27 protein-coding genes and 1 tRNA gene are annotated in these 21,247 nt (G+C 38.7%); 9 read left to right on the forward strand and 19 right to left on the reverse strand.

Translation table 11 applies throughout. The features are described from left to right. Positions 1 to 363 precede the first annotated feature (363 nt). The gene (locus F8162_RS27215) at positions 364 to 1,314 is read left to right on the forward strand and encodes a nucleoside hydrolase (protein ID WP_151632179.1); all 951 of its coding nucleotides are present in this window, start codon (positions 364 to 366) and stop codon (positions 1,312 to 1,314) included. 50 nt (positions 1,315 to 1,364) lie between these two features. Here the strand turns inward: F8162_RS27215 and eno are convergent, their stop codons facing one another. From eno to F8162_RS27280, 13 genes are all read right to left on the reverse strand, one after another. After that, positions 1,365 to 2,660, reverse strand: a complete 1,296-nt coding sequence (gene eno, locus F8162_RS27220; RefSeq protein ID WP_000103948.1) for a phosphopyruvate hydratase — start codon at positions 2,658 to 2,660, stop codon at positions 1,365 to 1,367. Between the two features lie 30 nt (positions 2,661 to 2,690). Next, positions 2,691 to 4,220 (reverse strand): 2,3-bisphosphoglycerate-independent phosphoglycerate mutase, encoded by a 1,530-nt coding sequence (gene gpmI / locus F8162_RS27225; protein WP_001231145.1) that lies wholly within the window; start codon positions 4,218 to 4,220, stop codon positions 2,691 to 2,693. Beyond that, on the reverse strand, positions 4,217 to 4,972 hold the full coding sequence (gene tpiA, locus F8162_RS27230) for a triose-phosphate isomerase (RefSeq protein WP_001231042.1): 756 nt from the start codon (positions 4,970 to 4,972) through the stop codon (positions 4,217 to 4,219). The genes gpmI and tpiA overlap by 4 nt, the downstream gene beginning before the upstream one ends. Positions 4,973 to 5,004: 32 nt before the next feature. Continuing rightward, positions 5,005 to 6,189, reverse strand: coding sequence for a phosphoglycerate kinase (locus F8162_RS27235; RefSeq protein WP_001036333.1), 1,185 nt, complete (start codon positions 6,187 to 6,189; stop codon positions 5,005 to 5,007). Positions 6,190 to 6,328: 139 nt separating this feature from the next. Beyond that, on the reverse strand, positions 6,329 to 7,333 hold the full coding sequence (gene gap, locus F8162_RS27240; RefSeq protein ID WP_000161234.1) for a type I glyceraldehyde-3-phosphate dehydrogenase: 1,005 nt from the start codon (positions 7,331 to 7,333) through the stop codon (positions 6,329 to 6,331). Positions 7,334 to 7,359: 26 nt separating this feature from the next. After that, positions 7,360 to 8,388: a gapA transcriptional regulator CggR gene (gene cggR, locus F8162_RS27245; RefSeq protein ID WP_001258183.1), complete on the reverse strand. Its 1,029-nt coding sequence runs from the start codon at positions 8,386 to 8,388 to the stop codon at positions 7,360 to 7,362. 136 nt (positions 8,389 to 8,524) lie between these two features. Then, complete coding sequence (locus F8162_RS27250; RefSeq protein ID WP_151632176.1) at positions 8,525 to 8,770, reverse strand: glutaredoxin family protein; 246 nt, start codon at positions 8,768 to 8,770, stop codon at positions 8,525 to 8,527. A gap of 9 nt (positions 8,771 to 8,779) precedes the next feature. Continuing rightward, positions 8,780 to 10,087, reverse strand: a complete 1,308-nt coding sequence (gene rpoN, locus F8162_RS27255; protein WP_151632174.1) for an RNA polymerase factor sigma-54 — start codon at positions 10,085 to 10,087, stop codon at positions 8,780 to 8,782. Between the two features lie 256 nt (positions 10,088 to 10,343). Then, the gene (locus tag F8162_RS28940) at positions 10,344 to 10,502 is read right to left on the reverse strand and encodes a hypothetical protein (protein WP_192797674.1); all 159 of its coding nucleotides are present in this window, start codon (positions 10,500 to 10,502) and stop codon (positions 10,344 to 10,346) included. Between the two features lie 246 nt (positions 10,503 to 10,748). Continuing rightward, positions 10,749 to 11,015 (reverse strand): hypothetical protein, encoded by a 267-nt coding sequence (locus tag F8162_RS27265; RefSeq protein WP_151632172.1) that lies wholly within the window; start codon positions 11,013 to 11,015, stop codon positions 10,749 to 10,751. Positions 11,016 to 11,363: 348 nt separating this feature from the next. Then, positions 11,364 to 11,439: transfer RNA gene (locus F8162_RS27270), tRNA-Arg, on the reverse strand. A 129-nt stretch (positions 11,440 to 11,568) separates the two neighbouring features. After that, on the reverse strand, positions 11,569 to 11,757 hold the full coding sequence (locus F8162_RS27275; RefSeq protein WP_151632170.1) for a hypothetical protein: 189 nt from the start codon (positions 11,755 to 11,757) through the stop codon (positions 11,569 to 11,571). Positions 11,758 to 11,774: 17 nt separating this feature from the next. Then, entirely contained in the window at positions 11,775 to 12,251 is a 477-nt protein-coding gene (locus F8162_RS27280; RefSeq protein ID WP_151632168.1) for a hypothetical protein, read from the reverse strand. 345 nt (positions 12,252 to 12,596) lie between these two features. Here F8162_RS27280 and F8162_RS27285 point away from each other — a divergent pair, with 345 nt between their 5' ends. From F8162_RS27285 to clpP, 8 genes are all read left to right on the forward strand, one after another. Next, complete coding sequence (locus F8162_RS27285) at positions 12,597 to 12,803, forward strand: DUF1657 domain-containing protein (protein ID WP_000216166.1); 207 nt, start codon at positions 12,597 to 12,599, stop codon at positions 12,801 to 12,803. Between the two features lie 93 nt (positions 12,804 to 12,896). Then, positions 12,897 to 13,382, forward strand: coding sequence for a YhcN/YlaJ family sporulation lipoprotein (locus F8162_RS27290; RefSeq protein ID WP_151632166.1), 486 nt, complete (start codon positions 12,897 to 12,899; stop codon positions 13,380 to 13,382). 29 nt (positions 13,383 to 13,411) lie between these two features. Beyond that, complete coding sequence (gene spoVAC, locus F8162_RS27295; protein ID WP_151632164.1) at positions 13,412 to 13,888, forward strand: stage V sporulation protein AC; 477 nt, start codon at positions 13,412 to 13,414, stop codon at positions 13,886 to 13,888. Then, complete coding sequence (gene spoVAD, locus F8162_RS27300) at positions 13,889 to 14,905, forward strand: stage V sporulation protein AD (RefSeq protein WP_000938974.1); 1,017 nt, start codon at positions 13,889 to 13,891, stop codon at positions 14,903 to 14,905. Next, positions 14,902 to 15,252: a stage V sporulation protein AE gene (gene spoVAE / locus F8162_RS27305; RefSeq protein ID WP_000575919.1), complete on the forward strand. Its 351-nt coding sequence runs from the start codon at positions 14,902 to 14,904 to the stop codon at positions 15,250 to 15,252. The genes spoVAD and spoVAE overlap by 4 nt, the downstream gene beginning before the upstream one ends. Before the next feature lie 11 nt (positions 15,253 to 15,263). Then, positions 15,264 to 15,470, forward strand: a complete 207-nt coding sequence (locus tag F8162_RS27310; RefSeq protein WP_151632162.1) for a DUF1657 domain-containing protein — start codon at positions 15,264 to 15,266, stop codon at positions 15,468 to 15,470. A 20-nt stretch (positions 15,471 to 15,490) separates the two neighbouring features. Next, positions 15,491 to 16,360 carry a DUF421 domain-containing protein gene (locus F8162_RS27315; RefSeq protein ID WP_151632160.1) on the forward strand — a complete coding sequence of 290 codons (870 nt, stop codon included), beginning with the start codon at positions 15,491 to 15,493 and terminating at the stop codon, positions 16,358 to 16,360. 240 nt (positions 16,361 to 16,600) lie between these two features. Beyond that, positions 16,601 to 17,182: an ATP-dependent Clp endopeptidase proteolytic subunit ClpP gene (gene clpP, locus F8162_RS27320; protein WP_001049162.1), complete on the forward strand. Its 582-nt coding sequence runs from the start codon at positions 16,601 to 16,603 to the stop codon at positions 17,180 to 17,182. A 167-nt stretch (positions 17,183 to 17,349) separates the two neighbouring features. Here the strand turns inward: clpP and F8162_RS28945 are convergent, their stop codons facing one another. The 6 genes from F8162_RS28945 to F8162_RS27345 all read right to left on the reverse strand — a co-directional run bounded on the left by F8162_RS28945 (position 17,350) and on the right by F8162_RS27345 (position 21,210). Beyond that, complete coding sequence (locus F8162_RS28945) at positions 17,350 to 17,472, reverse strand: PadR family transcriptional regulator (RefSeq protein ID WP_192797675.1); 123 nt, start codon at positions 17,470 to 17,472, stop codon at positions 17,350 to 17,352. A gap of 108 nt (positions 17,473 to 17,580) precedes the next feature. Then, entirely contained in the window at positions 17,581 to 17,829 is a 249-nt protein-coding gene (locus tag F8162_RS27325) for an HPr family phosphocarrier protein (protein ID WP_000250307.1), read from the reverse strand. A gap of 23 nt (positions 17,830 to 17,852) precedes the next feature. Beyond that, positions 17,853 to 18,803 carry a DNA-binding protein WhiA gene (whiA, locus tag F8162_RS27330; protein WP_000006564.1) on the reverse strand — a complete coding sequence of 317 codons (951 nt, stop codon included), beginning with the start codon at positions 18,801 to 18,803 and terminating at the stop codon, positions 17,853 to 17,855. Positions 18,804 to 18,892: 89 nt separating this feature from the next. Continuing rightward, positions 18,893 to 19,846, reverse strand: coding sequence for a gluconeogenesis factor YvcK family protein (locus F8162_RS27335; RefSeq protein WP_151632158.1), 954 nt, complete (start codon positions 19,844 to 19,846; stop codon positions 18,893 to 18,895). A gap of 3 nt (positions 19,847 to 19,849) precedes the next feature. Next, entirely contained in the window at positions 19,850 to 20,731 is an 882-nt protein-coding gene (gene rapZ, locus F8162_RS27340) for an RNase adapter RapZ (protein ID WP_151632156.1), read from the reverse strand. 20 nt (positions 20,732 to 20,751) lie between these two features. Then, positions 20,752 to 21,210: an NUDIX hydrolase gene (locus F8162_RS27345; RefSeq protein ID WP_001190080.1), complete on the reverse strand. Its 459-nt coding sequence runs from the start codon at positions 21,208 to 21,210 to the stop codon at positions 20,752 to 20,754. Positions 21,211 to 21,247 lie beyond the last annotated feature (37 nt).

The raw sequence follows: 21,247 nt of genomic DNA on the forward strand, positions 1-21,247 counted from the left end.
AGCTGCAATTTATCAACTTGACAGCAAAAACGGCCTATGTTATACGCTTACACCCTTGATATGACTGCATTTTTAAGTGGAAATTAAGTCAAAAACCTTGACCTAATATAAAAAGTTTTTATTTTCTGAATTTGTTGCGTTGTTATTTCAATAAAATAATCTTTTTATCCTTAAGCTTACATATATATAAAGTGAAACTTTAATCAGTGGGGGTTTTCTTCATCCCCCACTGATTATTAGCCTTCACCAATCGGACTTTTATGGGCAGTTGATCCCCCACCTAAATTCTTTGCTTTCGCTGAATTTTGAGGTGGGGGTCTTACTGCCCATTAAAGTGGGATAAATAAGATAGGTGGTGAACATATGCCAAAAAAAGTTCTTATTTTTTGTGATCCTGGGATTGATGATACGATGGCTCTCCTCTTAGCATTCTTTATCGATGAAATAGAAATCATCGGCATTGTTGCTGATTACGGCAATGTTCCAAAAGAGATGGCCGTACAAAATGCTCATTTTCTTACGAACGAAGCAAAGGATAGAAATATCAAGATATTTGGTGGAGCAGAACGTCCACTTACTGGTGCTCCTCCCGCTTTTTTTACAGATGTACACGGGAAACAAGGGCTTGGTCCCATTATTCCAAAGGGAAATGTGACTAACGGAGAAATGGAGAATTTCTTTGAAGTTATTCCTCTGATTGAACAGTATAAAGATGAATTAATCATTGTAAGTTTAGGAAGACTTACCTCCCTAGCAATTTTATTCATCGTATGCAAACAGCTAATGAAGCAAATTAAATCTTACTACGTAATGGGCGGTGCCTTTTTACATCCTGGTAATGTGACTCCTATTTCTGAAGCGAACTTTTATGGGGATCCTACTGCCGCTAATATAGTCCTTCAATCCACAGCTAACATATATATATATCCGTTAAACGTCACCCAGTATTCTGTCATTACACCAGAAATGGCTGAATACATTGAAGCGAAAGGAAAAGCCCCACTCGTCAAACCGTTATTCGATCATTATTACTACGGATATTATAAAGATGCCCTGCCGAATTTAAAAGGAAGCCCCTTCCATGACACGATGCCAATTCTCGCTTTACTTGATAACTCTATGTTTACGTATCACAAATCACCTATCGTTGTCATGACGGAATCCTATGCACAAGGAGCAAGCATAGGGGAATTTCGCTCTTTAGGAGAATCTAAGCCATTTATTGATTGGCCGAGTCACCAAATCGCAATTGATTTCGATTATAACCGTTTCTTTCAACATTTCATGTCACTTATGACGGGTGAAGAGTTTTAACATAAAAAAACAGACCGTGATTTCTCACGGTCTGTCGTTATTTTCTACAATTATCGTTTGATGTTGTAGAAAGATTTGATACCATCGTAAACAGCGATTTCGCCTAGTTCGTCTTCGATGCGTAATAATTGGTTGTACTTAGCAATACGGTCAGTACGGCTCATAGAACCAGTTTTGATTTGGCCAGCGTTAGTTGCAACTGCGATGTCAGCGATTGTAGCATCTTCAGTTTCACCAGAACGGTGAGATACAACTGCTGTGTAACCAGCACGTTTAGCCATTTCGATAGCTTCGAAAGTCTCAGTTAAAGTACCGATTTGGTTAACTTTAATTAAGATTGAGTTAGAGATACCTTTTTCGATACCTTCAGCAAGTTTTTGCGTGTTAGTTACGAATAAGTCGTCACCAACTAATTGTACTTTATCACCGATACGCTCAGTTAATAATTTGTGACCATCCCAGTCGTTTTCGTCTAAACCATCTTCAATAGAGATGATTGGGAAGTCTTTGCAAAGCTCTTCGTAGAAATCAACCATTTCTGCAGAAGTTAAGCCAGTACGGCCTTCGCCTGCAAGGTCATATTTACCAGTTTCTTTGTTGTAGAACTCAGAAGAAGCAACGTCCATTCCTAAGAATACGTTCTCGCCAGCTTTGTAACCAGCTTTTTCGATAGCTTCGATGATTACTTCTAATGCTTCACGGTTAGAACCAAGGTTTGGAGCGAATCCACCTTCGTCACCTACTGCAGTGTTAAGACCTTTGTCATGTAATACAGCTTTAAGTGCATGGAATACTTCAGCACCCATACGGATTGATTCTTTGAATGTTGGAGCACCAACTGGTAAGATCATGAACTCTTGGAAGTCTACGTTGTTATCAGCGTGAGAACCACCGTTGATGATGTTCATCATTGGAGTTGGTAATTGTTTTGCATTGAATCCACCAAGGTAACGGTATAATGGAAGACCTACGAAGTCAGCTGCTGCGTGAGCTACTGCCATAGATACACCAAGGATAGCGTTAGCGCCTAGTTTACCTTTGTTTGGAGTGCCATCTAATTCGATCATAGCACGGTCGATACCAGCTTGGTCAGTTACGTCGAAACCAACGATTTCTGGAGCGATTGCTTCGTTAACGTTGTTTACTGCATTTAGAACACCTTTACCAAGGTAACGAGATTTGTCACCGTCACGTAATTCTACTGCTTCGTGCTCACCAGTAGATGCACCACTTGGTACGATAGCGCGTCCGAAAGCGCCGCTTTCTGTGTAAACTTCTACTTCTACAGTTGGGTTACCACGAGAGTCAAGGACTTCGCGAGCATAAACATCAATAATTGTTGACATAATAAATTCTCTCCTTTTTATATAAGCAAATTATTTAATAATTGTTTTACCTGTCATTTCTTTCGGTTGTTCCACATTTAAAAGCGTAAGCATTGTTGGAGCGATATCTCCTAAAATACCACCTTCACGAAGCTCTACATCATTTTTTGTAACGATGAAAGGAACCGGGTTAGTTGTATGAGCTGTCATTGGTCCACCATCAGCAGTTAACTCCTGATCAGCATTACCATGGTCAGCAGTAATAAGTGCTACACCATCTTTTGCAAGAATCGCTTCTACAACTTTTCCTAAACATTCGTCAGTTGCTTCTACTGCTTTAATTGTTGGTTCCATCATCCCAGAATGGCCAACCATATCACAGTTTGCAAAGTTAAGAATGATAACATCATGTTTATCATTTTCGATTTCATTTACTAAAGCGTCCGTTACTTCGTAAATGCTCATTTCAGGTTTCAAGTCATACGTTGCAACCTTCGGTGAGTTAATTAAAATACGCTCTTCTCCTGGGAATTCAGCCTCACGACCACCGCTAAAGAAGAATGTAACGTGCGGATACTTTTCAGTTTCCGCGATGCGAAGTTGCTTTAATCCCGCTTGCGCAACAACTTCACCTAATGTGTTATCAAGGTTCATTGGCTTGAATGCCACGTAACCATCTACAGTTTCACTGAAATGTGTCATACAAACGAATTCAGGAATGTGAGGTACTTTTTCACCACGATCGAACTCACGGAAGTCTTCGTTTGTAAATACACGAGCAATTTGAATTGCACGGTCTGGACGGAAGTTATAGAAGATAACTGCATCATCATCATTGATTGTTGCAACTGGCGTGTTATCTTCGTTAACAATTACAGACGGCAATACGAATTCATCATAGATACCGTTCGCATAAGAGTCTTCTACACACTCTTCTGCTGATTTATAAGTAGGGCCTTCACCATTCACCATAGCACTGTAACATTTTTCTACGCGATCCCAACGCTTGTCACGGTCCATGGAGTAATAACGACCAGAGATAGTCGCGAATTGTCCTACTCCTGTTTCTTTAATTACTTCATTCGTTGCATCGATATAACCTTTTGCTGTTTGTGGTCCAACATCGCGGCCATCTAAGAATGCATGGATATAAACTTTCTCCACGCCTTCTTTTGCTGCTAAGCGAAGAAGAGCAAACATATGGTTCATGTGACTGTGCACACCACCATCAGAAAGTAAACCGAATAAATGAAGAGCAGTACCTTTTTCTTTTACGCTTTTAATTGCATTTTGGAAAGTTTCGTTCTGATCGAACTCACCTTCACGAATTGCAACGTTTACGCGTGTTAAGCTTTGATATACGATGCGGCCTGCACCGATATTTAAGTGACCAACCTCAGAGTTACCCATTTGACCTTCTGGAAGACCTACTTCTTCACCACAAGCTGTAAGCGTTGTGTGAGGGAATTTGTTCCAGTAACCATCAAAATTAGGTTTCTTAGCTTGTGCTACAGCATTCCCATGAGTTTCTTCACGTAGTCCGAAACCATCAAGAATGATTAAAGCTGTTGGCTTTCTCATTTTACCGCCCCCAGAAGACCTAAGAACGAAGCAGGCTCTAAGCTAGCACCGCCAACTAAAGCGCCGTCGATGTCAGATTGTGCCATATACTCTTTAATGTTTTCTGGTTTTACGCTACCGCCGTATTGAATACGAACAGCTTCTGCAGCTTCTGGAGAAACAGCTTCTGCAACAACTTTACGGATGTGCGCACATACTTCGTTTGCATCTGCAGAAGAAGAAGATTTACCTGTACCGATAGCCCAGATTGGCTCATAAGCGATAACAGTTGCTTTAACTTGCTCTTCTGTTAAACCTGCAAGTGCTTTTGTCACTTGACCTGCTACTAGATCAAATGTTTTTCCGCTTTCGCGCTCTTCTAAAGTCTCACCACAACATACGATTGGTGTTAAACCATGTTCAAATGCTGCAAGAGTCTTTTTGTTTACTGACTCGTCTGTTTCAGCAAACATTTCACGACGCTCAGAGTGGCCAAGTACTACGTAGCCTACTTTTAAGTCGCTAAGTGCTACTGGGCTAATTTCGCCAGTGAATGCACCATTTTTTTCGAAGTGCATGTTTTGTGCACCTACTTGTAAATCAGTTCCTTCAGTTGCTGCTACTAAACGCTCTAAGAATAGAGCTGGAGAGCAAACTACTGCATCAACAGCTGAAGCTGCTGGGATTTGACCTTTAACTTCCTCTACGAAGCTAACTGCTTCAGATAGAGTTTTATTCATTTTCCAGTTACCTGCGATAATTGGTTTACGCATGCTTTGCACCGTCCTTTTTCTTTGGCTGCTACTTATTTGTCGTTAAGACAAACTACACCTGGAAGCTCTTTGCCTTCCATGAATTCTAATGACGCACCGCCGCCAGTAGAAATGTGGCTCATTTTATCAGCCATACCGAATTTTTCAACAGCTGCTGCAGAGTCACCACCGCCGATAACAGAGTATGTATCTTCTGCATCTGCTAATGCTTGTCCTACTGCTTTTGTACCTTCTGCGAATGGAGTCATTTCGAATACACCCATTGGTCCATTCCATACAACAAGCTTAGAATTTTTAATTACATCTGCATAAATTTCACGTGTTTTAGGACCGATGTCCACGCCTTCCCAAGTAGAAGGGATAGAGTCGATACCTACGATTTGAGTTGTTGCAGTTTCAGAGAATTCCTCTGTGATTACAACATCAACTGGCATGTAGAAGTTTACGCCTTTTTCTTTTGCAAGTTGCATAAATTCTTTAGCTAGTTCGATCTTGTCGTCTTCACATAGAGATAGACCAATTTCATGACCTAAAGCTTTAACGAATGTGTAAGCAAGTCCGCCACCGATGATTAAGTTATCTACTTTGTCTAATAGATGACGAATTACACCGATTTTATCTTTTACTTTCGCACCACCGATGATAGCTGTGAATGGACGTTCTGGGTTAGAAAGTGCTTTTCCAAGTACATCTAACTCTTTTTCCATTAATAATCCAGATACTGCTGGTAGGTAGTCTGCGATACCTGCTGTAGAAGCGTGAGCACGGTGAGCTGCACCGAATGCATCGTTTACGAAGATATCAGCAAGTGCTGCAAATTCTTTCGCAAGTTCTGCATCGTTCTTTTCTTCGCCCGCATAGAAACGTACGTTTTCAAGAACTAATACGTCGCCTTCGTTCATTGCTGCAACCATTTCTTGTGCAACTGGTCCGAATGCTTCGTCCGCTTTTTTAACATCTTTACCAAGAAGCTCGCCTAAACGTGCTGCTACTGGAGTAAGACGTAATTCTTCTACCGCTTGACCTTTTGGACGGCCTAAGTGACTTGCTAAAATAACTTTCGCACCTTGCTCTACTAAATATTGAATTGTAGGAAGAGCTGCACGGATACGAGTTTCATCTGTAATTTTGCCTTCTTTCATAGGTACGTTGAAATCAACGCGGCAAAATACACGCTTACCTTTTAAATCTACGTCACGAATTGATTTTTTGTTCATTGGATTTCCCTCCGACTACTAGTTAGGATTGACAAAACCCACTCAAAAGCTTAACACATTTGCTTTTAAAACGAAAGAAAAGAGAGAGGGAACAAACCCTCTCCCTCGTTTTGTCATTGATTACTTATATAATTAAGAATTAAAGACCTTTAGAAGTCATGTATGCTGCTAGGTCTACTACGCGGTTAGAGTAACCAGTTTCGTTATCGTACCAAGAAAGTACTTTAACCATGTTACCTTCCATTACCATTGTAGATAATGCATCGATTGTAGAAGAAGCAGTACATCCGTTATAGTCGATAGATACTAATGGCTCTTCGCTGTATCCAAGGATACCTTTTAATTCGCCTTCAGCTGCTGCTTTGAATGCTGCGTTTACATCTTCAACTGTTACTTCTTTGTCAAGTTCAACAACTAAGTCAACAAGAGAAACGTTAGCAGTTGGAACACGTACAGCGCCACCGTTTAATTTACCTTTAAGTTCTGGTAATACTAATGCTACAGCTTTAGCTGCACCAGTAGATGTTGGGATCATGTTTTCAGCTGCTGCACGAGCACGACGTAAATCTTTGTGTGGTAAGTCTAAGATTTGTTGGTCGTTAGTGTAAGAGTGAATTGTTGTCATCATTCCGCGTTTTACGCCGAATTTTTCGTTTAATACTTTAGCGAATGGAGCTAGACAGTTTGTAGTACAAGAAGCGTTAGATACTACGTTGTGGTTAGCTGCATCGTATTGTTCGTGGTTAACACCCATAACTACAGTGATATCTTCGTCAGAAGCTGGAGCTGAGATGATAACTTTCTTAACTGATCCACCTAAGTGTTTTTCAGCGTCTGATTTTTTAGTGAAACGGCCAGTAGATTCTACTACTACTTCTACTCCGTAGTCGCTCCATGGTAATTGAGCTGGGTCACGCTCAGCGATAACTTTAATTTCTTTACCGTTAACAACGATGCTGTTTTCGTTAGCAGATACTTCTGCATTTAAAGTTCCGTGAACTGTGTCATATTTTAAAAGGTGAGCTAATGTTTTAGCATCTGTTAAGTCGTTGATTGCTACTACTTCTACCTCAGAGTTGTTAAGAGCTGCGCGGAATACGTTACGTCCGATACGTCCAAATCCATTAATACCAATTTTAGTCATTTGAATTTCCTCCTTGGGGGATTATATTAAAGGGTAATACCCTTTGTTAACTGTTTTGCTGCACCTTCATCTGTAATTAGAATTGAAGTGTGCCCTTGTTTAATTACAGCCTGTATTGCCTTTGCCTTTGAAGAACCTCCAGCGACTGCAACAACGTGAGATACATGTTGTAAATCCTCAAGTTGCATACCAACTGTTCTTACTTTATGAACAACATTTCCTTGTTCATTAAAGTAGTAACCGAAAGCTTCGCCTACTGCTTCGCTTGCTTGAATCTTTAACCAATCTGCTTCTGAAGTATTTCTGCGACGTGCCATTGTTAACGCATCACCTATTCCATGAATGACGATATTGGAAGATCGAATCAACTCAAGAACTTCTTTCACGGAAGGCTCTGTCACAATAGACGCATATGCTTCGCTACTAACATGGTCTGGAACATACAATAAGCGATAATTACTCATCGTATTTTGCGCCATCTTGGCACAAATGGTATTGGCTTCTAATTCGACGCCCTCTCCAATTCCACCACGTGCTGGGACAAATAGCATATGTAAATCTTTGCAATCAAGCTGCATCATGTCCGCAGCAGCAGCTAGCGTAGTTCCTCCAGCCACAGCAACGATATTATTCGCTGTCAGACGGTCTTTTATACAAGTCACACAAGCACGGCCCATCTCCAGTTTGACCCAAGGCGATTCATCACTATCACCAGGGACAACGAAAACTTCATCCAAGTCTAATGTTTCCTTAAGTTGCTTTTCTAAAACCTTTAACCCGGAAATTTCTTTCATAAAGTCTTCCAAAGCAAGAACTAAAGCTGTTCCTTCTTCTGTCAAAGTCATTCCAGAAGAAGCGACGTGAACTAAGTTTTGTTCTTTCAAAACTTGAACTTCACTTCGCAATACTCGTTCTGTCATACCGAGACTTGCTGACAAGTTTCTTCTTCCAATCGGCTGCATGAGCCTAATGTATTGAAGAATTTGCATTCTCGTTTGCATAACAGGTAGCAGATCAGGTAATAATTTTTTTGTGTTCTGAATCCATGAGCGCATATCTTTTCTCCTCACTACATTGGTTCATTTTTCCTTTGTGGTCATTTTGTGTCCCGTAGTGACATTTTATGTCCCACATAGGTTAAAAAAATAATCCCTGCTACGTGTATTATTGTAACAGGAGATAGAAACTTATTCAACTCTTAACTGCATTGTTTATATAGTTTATTATGACACCTTTGTGAATGTTACCATATTCTACTTGTTTTCCGTCTATTTCTACAACCGGAATCATTAAGTGATATTTTTCTAAAAGGTCATTATCTTCATATATATTTATTTCCTCGATTTGAAAAGAATATTCACATTGTACTTCCTGTAAAACTTGTTTCGCCTGCACGCAAAGGCCACAATCTTCTTTTGTATACAGTACAACTTTCATATTCTTCACCTATCCGATCGTTTTTCGTAATGATGACGCTGGAATGTGCATTTGTTCTCTATACTTCGCCACTGTTCTTCGAGAAATAACGATTTCATGCTCTTCTTCTAATAATTTTGAAATCTTTTGATCTGAAAGTGGCTTTTTCTTATTCTCCGCCTCAACAAGCGTTTGAATAAATCGTTTCACACGCTTTGTAGAAACTGCTTCATCTTCAGTAGTCGAAACAGCATTACTAAAGAACGATTTCATCTCAAATAAACCGTGTGGTGTTTGCACATATTTATTTCGCGTCGCACGACTAATTGTAGATTCATGCACACTTAACTCTTCCGCTACCTCTTTTAAAGCAAGTGGCTTTAAATGTTCTGGACCTTCCCAGAAGAAATCCCGTTGTTTTTCCATAATAATAGTCATCACTTGCAGAAGCGTTTGTTTTCTCTGTTTTAAACTACGCATAATCCACTGCACATGCTGATACTTTTCTGATACGTAAGATGCTACTTCACTCTCACTATCATTCAGAAGCGCACTATACTCAGAATGAATTTCAATTCTCGGCATATTTCTCTCGTTCATTTGTAAAATGAGACAATCACCATCTTTTTTTACCGCCATATCAGGCACAATATAAAGTGGTTTATCAGAAGAAAACGCAAGACCTGGTTTTGGTTGTAATGACGTTATACAGTTCACCGCCGATTGCAATTCCTCATTACTACACTTCAATACTTGAACGAGCTTTCGCCAATCTTTCTTCACGAAATAAGCGAAGTGATCCTCTATAACCTCTTCCGCTAACCCATTCCGCCTTTGTAAGCGCTTCAATTGCAAAATTAGACATTCCTGAATATTACGTGCTCCTACCCCTGCTGGCTCGAGTGATTGGACAAACTCTACAGAGCGGTCGACTACATGAAGCGGTGCAGAAAGGAGATCCGCTAACTCTTCGTTCGTTTCTTGTAAATACCCATTTCCATCCATGTTCATAATAATGAAAGAAGCTACTTTTCGCTCTTCTTCTTCTATTTTATAATACTGTACTTGATTTAATAAATGTTGCTGAATCGTTGTAGAATCCACACTGTAGATTTCCATCTGATTCTCGACTTGTTTGCTGGTACTTTTACTGTTGTTAGAGCTCTTTTTCTTCTCCCTCTCAAAACCACCTAACTCAATAAGGGGATTCTCTAACGATTGCTCATACAAAAACTCCGATAATTCTTGTACATTATACTGGAGCATTGTAATCGCTTGCCTTAACTCTTGTGTCATTGCCAAACGTAAGCTTTGTTCTTGTAAAAGACTTGCCTTCAAACTAATCTCCCCCTTGTTTCTATTGTACAATAAGTTTGGTAAAAGGAGAATGCTATCACAGACACCCATTCCAAAATATTATTAATTTATATGTATTAATGAGATTTACAACTTACAACCGAAATTTGAATAATATTGAAAGAAAATAATAGTGCAACAAAAATTATTACCACATACTAATAGTAAATCTTATCACCAGATATAACAAGTAGTAATAAAAAAAGGTCTGAACTTACATTTGTAAGTTCAGACCTTTTTACAATAGCGAGTACATATCGAATATTACACGTTTCTTCACCATTGTCGCATTTTCATTTGATAGATTAATTCCATTCGTATCCTCTACGAGTGCCACACATACCAAATTCACAACGTTACGATTTGCTATAAAAATACTTCCTTGTTTATCCCGCATTAACGGGCAGTAAGACCCCCACCTCAAAATTCAGCGGAAGCAAAGAAGTTAGGTGGCGGGTCAACTGCCCGTAAAATCTCGATTGGTTCAACTAATAATCAGTGGGGATGAACAAAACCCCACTGATTAAAGTTTCACTTTATCTACTTTGTGTAATTTTTAAATCGTGACTTGAATTACCTATGAGTTATTTTGCCCAGGGTCTATTCGTACAATTGAATAAAATTTGTGGCATGCGCTTTTTTCTTAACTGCAATAAATACCTAATGATGCCGTTATCTTATAAACTTCATTGAAATTTTCATCTTCCATGAATAGATCCATGATTTCTGGTATTCCTTTTGCATAAGCAACTAACATTTCGAATGCATCATCTCTCGTTATTTTGTGACGAGTCACACTATTATTGTGATGTGTCATCATTACATAATACACTTTTTCTCCGCGCTCCTCTTCTTCAATACATGTAAGAAACGGTTTTATCTCAAATAGCTTACGAGAATCTTTTTTCATTCTTCTTCTCCTTCATAACGGGTCAAGAAAGCCCCTTAGTGCCAACGAAAAATGATCGCTTTTATTAAACTTCATCTTACTGGCAAATGCGGCGACCCTATCCCTATCACTTTATAAATCACTACTATCTTACGTACCATATCTTCGTTCAGCAACTTAGTAATACGCTTACGCAATATGTCTCGTTCAATTTTTAGTATCAAAATCTATTCTGATTAAAATTACATTTCACACTTTCATTCTTTGCATAACGAAACAACCCCCTATACACGATTATTTTTAATCACATACAAGAGGTTGTTTTAAATTTACTATCCATTTTCAACACGTAACACCAACAATACATAACGCGCCCAGAGGGATTCGAACCCCCGGCAGACGTGGTACCGGAAACCACCGCTCTATCCGACTGAGCTATGGGCGCATGATTATAGAAAACACTTCATTTTCTTTTCATAATAATAGCAATAAAATCCAGCTAAATCAATAAAAAAAGAGAACCTTATATCCCCTAGATAAAATCAATCTAGTTTCTAAAGAGTTCTCTCTTTTTTTATTTTAACTTCGGAATAACAATTTGAAAAATCAATACGAGAATAGTTATGTAAAAAATTGTTAATAACAGCAAGGAAATACCATTCATAACAATAGAATCAAATTGTAATCCAGAAAAGAAACTTCTTGTTAAAAGCCCCAATAACAAAGCTAGAAATAGATACAATGGTTTAAACGTAATAGCCATCAGCTTCCTCCTTTGTACTATTTAATATACCCTCTAGTTTTACAAAAGTCAGTAAAGAAACCATATTTACCTTTTAATTTTTGACAAGCTTTCCCAATTCCATATTGAATTACTTCATTAATAATCACAGCTCCAACTGCACCAATTAGATATTTACCTATTGGGATTAAAACTACTGGTATTGCAGGAAATACATATTGGATTTCTCCTCTTTTTGCTGATTCAACCATTAGAACTTGCCCTGCATCCATATTCTCAAAGTATTCTTTTATATATGTTGCTTCTTGCTCTGATGCCCCTATGTCGATTAATTCTTGTTCATTATATTCATATAATCCCAATTCGTTTTTTGTGGCAAACTGAGCAGCAAACAGTCCAGCTTGATAATCAGAAACTTGCACTTCCAAGTTTCCATTTTCCACTTGTGCAAATGCTCCTGTACCAAAAGAAAACATAAGTACTAATACCATTAATGAAGATATTATTTTTTTCAAATTAAACACATCCTTTTTTTTACTTTACAAGAAAATTTTATTTTAAATAGAAAATAACTACAAGACTAGAAATATATATATTTTATTGATATATTTTTTTTGTAAACAACTAGAAATTTAACCACATGTAATTTTTAGTTACTTCTTAATCTTTAACAAGTAACATACCTACATCATGAATCATATTTCATCCTCTTCCATTTTATAAAGCTCCACTACAACAAAGAATTCATTGACACTTAAATCAAAGCTCCAGCTCCAAAAACCTAAAATTTCCAATCATAAATTCCCATCAATTCACAAATTATAATCTTTGAATTGATATTCCAAAGGGGGCTTCATTCAATGACTGTAATTACAAAACTAAAGCAAACTGTTTCTGGATTAAAAAGTGCACAAGCTAGCTTAGAGGGATTCGCTCTTGATACGGATAACCAACAAGCAAAGCAACTTTTCCAAACAGCTGCGCAGCAAACACAAACAATTATCGATTCTTTAAACCCACGCGTTGAAGAAGTCCAACAAGAAGAACCACAATACTCACAGCAATAACGTATTCGTCATGCTGTGAAATAGAAAAAGGATGATATGCAGTCATCCTTTTTCTATCACATTACATATTGCAATAGAAACGGAATGATAATTATGCGAAAACTCGGCCTCATAACCGCATTATTTGCCCTTCTATTTAGCTCTTTTACCGGATGTGATAATAGTCCTTTAGATAAAAAAGTGAAAGAAGAAGCAAAACGAACGGAGAAAGAAAAAGGTCCTAAGTTAACAAAGATGAGTACGGAATCCTTTAATCAATCTATATCACAAGGAGCCAAGAAAAGGGCTCTCGCTATGAATGAAATTACAAAAAGCACAGCAGTGAATTCAAATTTAGATCTCTACATAGCAGTTACACCTGATCATCATGAAAGATTTGGATTAAAACCTCTGCGTAAGAAGCTCCAAAAGCAGCTAAGTGACGAGCATCCTACTTTCGATGTTCGTGTAAGTACAGATAAAAAAATCTTTATGTTACTCGAAAAACTTGAAAGAAAAATTAAGGAAAAAGAAGTATCTAAAGATGAGATTAATGAGCAATTAAAATTCATTGGGAAAAAAATGGAGTCTAACACTTAACGCTTTTTAATAGAAAAGGAAGGATTGCAATGTCTAGTAAAGATAAAAACTTAACCCCTGTACAACAAGAGTATAAAAAATTCGAGCAAGAACGAGAACCGAAGCGCCCTGTCTTGAAAAATTGTATTAAAGCATTTTTCGTCGGTGGTTTTATTTGCTTCATCGGACAACTCATTTCTACGTTTTATATCACATATTTTGATTTCACTGAGCGTTCAGCAGGAAATCCAACAGTCGCAACTCTCATTTTCATTTCCATGTTACTAACTGGTTTCGGTATATATGACCGCTTTGGGCAGTTTGCTGGAGCAGGCACAGCTGTACCTGTCACTGGATTTGGTAACTCTGTTATTGCCGCATGTATCGAACACCGAACAGAAGGGTTCGTACTCGGCGTTGGAGGAAATATGTTTAAATTAGCCGGCTCCGTTATTTTGTTTGGTGTGTTTTCAGCTTTCGTCATCGCACTTATTAAAACGATTCTCGTTCAATTTGGAGGGCTATAAATGTTACAAGGACACCGCACGTGGGTATTTGAAAATAAACCCGTTATTATTTCGACAGGAGTCGTTGGCGGGCCGTTTGAAGCAAAAGGAAACATTCCAGAAGACTTCGATATCCTTCATGAAGATTTATGGCTCGGCCAAGATTCCTATGAAAAAGCACATAAAATTTTGTTCGAAGAAGCTTGTAGCCGCGCCACTGAAAAAGCAGAACTCCGTAAAGACGATATTCAATTCGTACTCGCAGGAGATTTAATTAACCAAATTACTCCTACAAGCTTTGCCTGCCGCACACTCGGCACACCATATCTCGGATTATTTGGAGCTTGTTCTACTTCTATGGAAGGTTTAGCACTTGGGGCAAGTATTGTAAATGCAAAAGGCGCAAAATATTTATTAACCGGGGCATCAAGCCATAACACTGCGGTAGAAAAACAGTTCCGCTATCCAACTGAATACGGCGGTCAAAAACCTCCTACCGCACAATGGACAGTAACCGGAGCAGGAGCCGCTATTTTAAGCGATACTGGACACGGCCCTAGAGTAACATCTGCCACAATCGGACGCGTGGTTGATATGGGATTAACGGATCCATTTAATATGGGAGGCGCAATGGCTCCCGCTGCCGTCGATACAATTGAAGCCCACTTACGCGAACGCCAAATTGACGCCTCTTATTACGACTTAATTGTAACAGGTGATCTTGGACATGTCGGTCGCGAAATTGCTTATGACTTACTACATAAACACGGAACAAAAGTAACGAGCGAACAGTTTCAAGATTGCGGCATACTCATTTATAGAGAAGGACAACCTGTCATAGCTGGTGCTAGCGGACCGGGATGTTCCGCAACAGTCGTGTACGGTCATTTATTAAACCGAATGAAAAGAGGAGAGTTCAAAAAAATACTTGTTGTTGCGACAGGCGCTTTACTATCTCCACTTACATTCCAACAAGAAGAAACGATTCCGTGTATCGCTCACGCCGTTTCGATTGAATTTGGAGGTGCAACGCAATGATTTTTTTCTGGGCTTTCGTCATCGGCGGACTCATATGTGTAATTGGTCAACTTATGTTTGATGTCGGTAAACTAACACCCGCCCATACAATGGCAACACTCGTTGTTGCCGGAGCTATATTAGATGGATTCAATTTGTATGAGCCATTAATTGATTTTGCTGGAGCCGGGGCAACTGTACCTATTACAAGCTTCGGTAATGCACTCGTTCACGGCGCAATGGAAGAAGCTGCAAAGCATGGCATCGTTGGCGTCATTACCGGCATGTTTAAAGTAACGAGCGCTGGTGTATCTGCTGCGATTATTTTCGGCTTCATTGGAGCATTACTATTTAAACCGAAAGGATAAGAGGTGTTTGTATGACTGTTATCGCTAGCGTTAAAAATTGCCTTGCTAGTGTAAGGGGAGCTCAAGCAAGCTTAAGCTCCCTTTCGCTAAATTCTACAGACGATGAAGCAAAACGCGTATTTCATGAATGTATGTTAGAAATGGACAACGTCATCGCTGATTTACAGGATAGAGTTTCAGTATTAGAACGTGAAGAACCTCAATATAAAGGGTTTTAAGTAGACTGGAGGAAATGACTATGTCTCACCTACCGGAATGGACACTTGTCATTTTTCGCTCTGTATTCATATTAATTATTTTATTCACTATTACAAAGTGTTTAGGGAAAAGACAAATCTCTCAACTTTCCTTTTTTGAATACATAGCGGGAATGACAATCGGTGATATCGCCGCTCAAATAGCTACAGGTCTTGATCAAAAGTTTTTCCATGGTGTCTTTGCCATACTTATTTTCGCTTCGGTACCTTTTTTCGTCGGCATTCTTTCCTTAAAAAATAAAACTGCTCGAGATTTTTTCGAAGGCAAGTCTACAGTTTTAATAAAGGATGGCAAGGTACTTGAAGATAATTTAAAGAAAGAAAAATATACAAGTGATGAGTTACTTGAACTTCTTAGAGGAAATGGTGCATTCAGTATAGCCGAAGTCGAATTTGCTGTCTTAGAACCGAGCGGTGAATTAAATGTATTATTAAAGAAAGATGCTCAGCCACTTACAGCAAAAGATATCGGTTTAAAAGTACCAAATGAAAAAGAACCGCAAACTGTTATTATGGATGGAAATGTACTAGATGGACCACTTTCAGCAAGCGGGCATAACCGCGCTTGGTTACATTCCGAACTAGAAAAGCTCGGTGTTGTTATCGAAAATGTCTTTCTTGGTCAATTGGATTCATACGGACAACTTACTATCGACATTTATAATGACAAACTGCAAATGCCTTCTCCTCAAAATAAGCCTTTATTATTAGCATCTTTAAAAAAATGTCATGCTGACCTTGAACTATTTTCCCTAGAAACAAAGTCGAAGTCAGCAAGCGAAATGTATAGTAAAAACGCGAAACAAATCGAAAAGATTTTAAATAAAGTAACCTATCTTCTAAAAGAATAGATAGTGAAAGAACGCTTCAGTAAAAAGGCGTTCTTTTCTTTTTTCTACAGTTTTTATAACGTTTAAATTTATGTAATTCGGTTATGATGTTTAAGATACATAAGCAGGGAATTTCAAAAACATAGCGAATATTTCATGGTACAACTACATATTTTTTTGATTTAAAGTGGTTTCGTTTGACCTTTATTGACCATAATTGTATTATAAGACTAAGAAAGCTTTAGAAGGAGGAAATAACAGATGAATTTAATTCCTACAGTAATTGAACAAACAAATCGTGGAGAACGCGCTTACGATATTTACTCTCGACTATTAAAAGACCGCATCATTATGCTTGGTAGTGCAATTGATGACAACGTAGCTAACTCAATCGTTTCCCAGCTTTTATTCTTGGAATCTCAAGATCCAGAAAAAGATATTCACATCTACATCAATAGCCCTGGTGGTTCTATCACAGCAGGTATGGCAATTTACGATACAATGCAGTTTATTAAACCACAAGTATCAACAATCTGTATCGGTATGGCTGCATCTATGGGTGCATTCTTACTTGCAGCAGGTGAAAAAGGAAAACGTTATGCACTTCCAAACAGTGAAGTAATGATTCACCAACCACTTGGCGGAGCACAAGGTCAAGCGACTGAAATCGAAATCGCTGCAAAACGTATCCTATTCTTACGTGAAAAACTAAACCAAATTCTTGCTGACCGCACAGGTCAACCACTTGAAGTACTACAACGCGACACAGACCGCGACAACTTCATGACAGCTGAAAAAGCTTTAGAATACGGTTTAATCGATAAGATCTTTACAAATCGTTAATAATTAAAAGTGGAAGCGGCTCGTTCAGAATGGGAGGAGGATGGAGCTTCTGACAAAGAGGTGCTTTTTACCTCGTCGGAAGAAGCGAAGCCACCGACCATTCCAGCCGCTAGAGCTGGATATAACTAAAAGCGGAAGCGCCCTCTTACAGGGCGCTTTTGTTATGTTTAGACCTCTGCACGCGCATACCCCACCCAGTATCCACCTAAATATATCGGCGATTTTTCAAATATATCGACCGTAACTCCAATTATATCGGCGATCATTTCAATATATCGACGATTCGACACAACTTATCGACTTACCGACAATTTTCAACAAGTATACACAGCCTACATACCCCGGCCCCGCCAACAAATAACAAAACAAAAAAGCTATCGCACACGCGCGATAGCTTCTTATTGTACATATGCAGCTAATGCTTCTAAAGCCTCTTCTGCATCTGAACCTTCTGTTGTAATTGTTATCATGCTACCAGTTCCAATTGCTAAGCTCATAATCCCCATTATGCTCTTTGCATTCACTGTCTTTCCATCTTTCTCGATGAAGATATCCGCATGAAAGCGATTGGCCTCTTGTACAAACAACGCAGCCGGACGTGCTTGTAAACCGTTTTTTAATGAAACCTGAACTCGTTTTTGAACCACAGCTCCATTTCCCCTTTAACCTCTTATTTTTTTGCTACCGTTTCCCCCGCGCGTAATTTCTCTGCAATCTCATCGATTTTACGCAAACGATGATTAATACCCGATTTACTAATTTTCCCCCCGGATACCATCTCACCTAACTCTTTCAATGTTACATCTTGATAATCTCTTCGTAATTGTGCAATTTCTCGCAGTTTATCTGGTAATATATCAAGACCAACCGTCTCATCAATATAACGGATATTTTCAATCTGCCTTAGCGCTGCACCAATTGTTTTATTTAAATTGGCGGTTTCGCAGTTCACTAAACGATTTACTGAATTACGCATATCGCGAACGATTCGAATGTCTTCAAATCTTAAAAGTGCATTATGAGCGCCTATAATATTTAAAAACTCCGTAATCTTTTCTGCTTCTTTTAAATACGTAATGTACCCTTTTCTTCTTTCCAACGTCTTACTATTTAAATCAAATCCGTTCATCAGTTCACATATAGCATCATTATGTTCCTTATATAACGAAAAGACCTCTAAATGATAAGATGATGTTTCTGGGTTATTTACTGAACCACCTGCTAAAAATGCACCGCGTAAATACGATCGTTTACAACATTTCTTCTCAATCAATTCTTGTGATATATTTCGAATAAATGAAAAGTCGTCTCGAACAATATGAAGATCAGCTAATATTTCGCGAGACTTCTCAACAAGCCGTACAATATATACATTATTTTTCTTCAATCGCATTTTTTTACGAACAAGTAATTCTACCGTCACGTCATATCCTTTTTTCAAAAGCGTATAAATCCTTCTTGCAATTGCCGCATTCTCCGTTTGAATATCAATAGATAGACGACGATTTGAAAAAGAAAGCGATCCGTTCATTCGAAGTAACGCTGATAATTCTGCTTTCTCACAGCATTCCTTCATCTCAAGATTCGTCAACTCTTTCTTTGTTTCTGATGCAAATGACACAGTCAACACCTCCTCATACGATTACTTTGGAACAAAAATCTTGTCCTATATGAAATGATGAGCGTTACCTCAAACGAGGCAACGCACATCTACAACAGTGAATATAAAATAGAAGCTAGTTTTAATGTATCGTGTCTTACAACACGATCTTCATACTTCGCTAATTGATCTTGAATGACATCAATATTGCTCTCTGTAAAACGCTCTTCATCTACTACAACTGGTGCCGACATTTCTTCCTCATATAACTGACGTAATTCACAAGGAATATCACGGTTATTTACAATTGCAGTATCAATAAATGGTTTACCTAAATGATCATGTAACGCCTGCACATGGTCAAACGCAGTATATCCCATCGTTTCACCAGCTTGCGTCATAACATTACACACATATACCTTCTTCGCTTTTGCAGCAAGAACAGCGTCCCCGATTTTGTTAACAACTAAATTCGGTAATATACTCGTATACAAACTTCCTGGACCAAAAACAAGTAAATCAGCTCGTTTAATCTCAGCCAACGTTTCATGTAACGGCTCTACATCTTCTGGAGTTAAAAAGACGCGGTTAATCTTCTTCCCGGAATAAGGAATCTTTGATTCACCTGTTACAATTTTTCCATCTTCTAGTTCCGCATGAAGTACCGCACTTTGGTTCGCTGCCGGTAACACACGTCCTCTGACATTTAACACTTTACTCGTTTCCGTAATTGCATGGAAGAAGTCTCCTGTAATCGAGGTCATACCCGCCAATAATAAATTTCCTAACGCATGACCTTTCAGCCCGTCTCCCGTTGTGAAACGATGCTGAAATAAAGCTTCCACCAGCGGCTCTACATCTGATAACGCAACAAGTACGTTGCGAATGTCACCTGGGGGTGGAATTTCGAGCTCATCACGTAATCTACCTGAACTGCCACCATCATCAGCGATTGTAACAACTGCTGTAATATCAACCGGATATTGTTTTAATCCTCTTAATAAAACAGAGAGTCCAGTACCGCCTCCCATAATAACAATTTTAGGTTTTCTCTCTTTTTTCATCCCTTAATGGCCCTTTCTCTTCTCCACATCACGATGAGATACATGAACGCTATACTCTGGTTTCAAATGTTTCCCAAGGTATTCTGTAAGCGTAACAGAACGATGCTGTCCACCTGTACATCCAATTGCAATTACAAGTTGACTCTTGCCTTCTCTTTTATAATGAGGCAGCATGAATGTGATAAGATCCGTCAATTTCTCTAAAAACTTATGCGTCTCATTAAATTTCAGCACATACGATGAAACTTCTTCATCTAGTCCTGTTAATGGCTTCATATGTGGAATGTAATATGGATTTGGTAAAAAACGAACATCAAATACTAAATCTGCATCAATTGGAATACCGTACTTAAATCCAAATGACATAACATTTACACGAAATGCTTGCTCAGTTTCAGTTGAAAACAGATGAACAATTTTTTCACGTAATTCTTTCGGTTTTAAATCCGAGGTATCCAGCACAATATTCGCTCGTGCCTTCATATCAGTTAATAGGCCACGCTCCACCTCGATACCCTTTAACGGTAAACCAGTTGGTGCAAGTGGATGCGAACGTCTCGTTTCTTTATAACGAGTTACAAGCGTGCTATCTTTCGCATCTAAGAATAAAATATGAGGAATAATCCATGTACGTTCTGATAAATCATCAAGTGCTCCCCATAAATGTTCGAAAAACTCTCGGCCACGTAAATCAACGCCCAGTGCCACTTTATTCATTTTCCCTTTTGAATCCGCCATAAGCTCAATAAACTTTGGCAATAACATCGGTGGTAAATTATCAACACAGAAATATCCTAAATCTTCAAAACTTTGTAAAGCTACTGTCTTTCCAGCTCCAGACATTCCTGTAATAATTACCATTTTTATATCATTATTCTCTGTCATCGTATCCTCTCCTTGACGGTTTAACTCGGATCTAATCGATATGAAAGCAACTCAAAATCTGGGGTATATACAAATGTACCGTAGATTATACCATTTCCTTTAATTAAATAATCAATAATGTGATAATCTCCTGGCGCCATTGCTAAATCATCAATTTTGTCAAATGTATGCCAACCAATGATGCCTTCTTCGCTCTCTAGTTTGTTTTCTCCTGCAAAATCTGTCGCTAAAAAGGAGAACATCATCCATTCAGAAACAACTTTATCACCTTCTTGGATGACAAAGGTGAAGACCCCCTTTAACGCTGGGTTCTTTAAATAAATACCTGTTTCTTCACGATACTCGCGAACAACGGAATCTCTTACAGTCTCACCACGCTCCATTTTCCCACCTGGTGCAACCCACCAATTTCGGCGAGGTTTTTGGAGTAAGAGTACTTCATTATCTCTAATTAACACACAGTTTGTCACTCTTTGCATGTTTCTTCACCTCAGCTACTTGCAGTAAATTTCTCAC

The sequence above is a fragment of the Bacillus sp. CH140a_4T genome, from assembly GCF_008923725.1.
Classification (GTDB): domain Bacteria; phylum Bacillota; class Bacilli; order Bacillales; family Bacillaceae_G; genus Bacillus_A.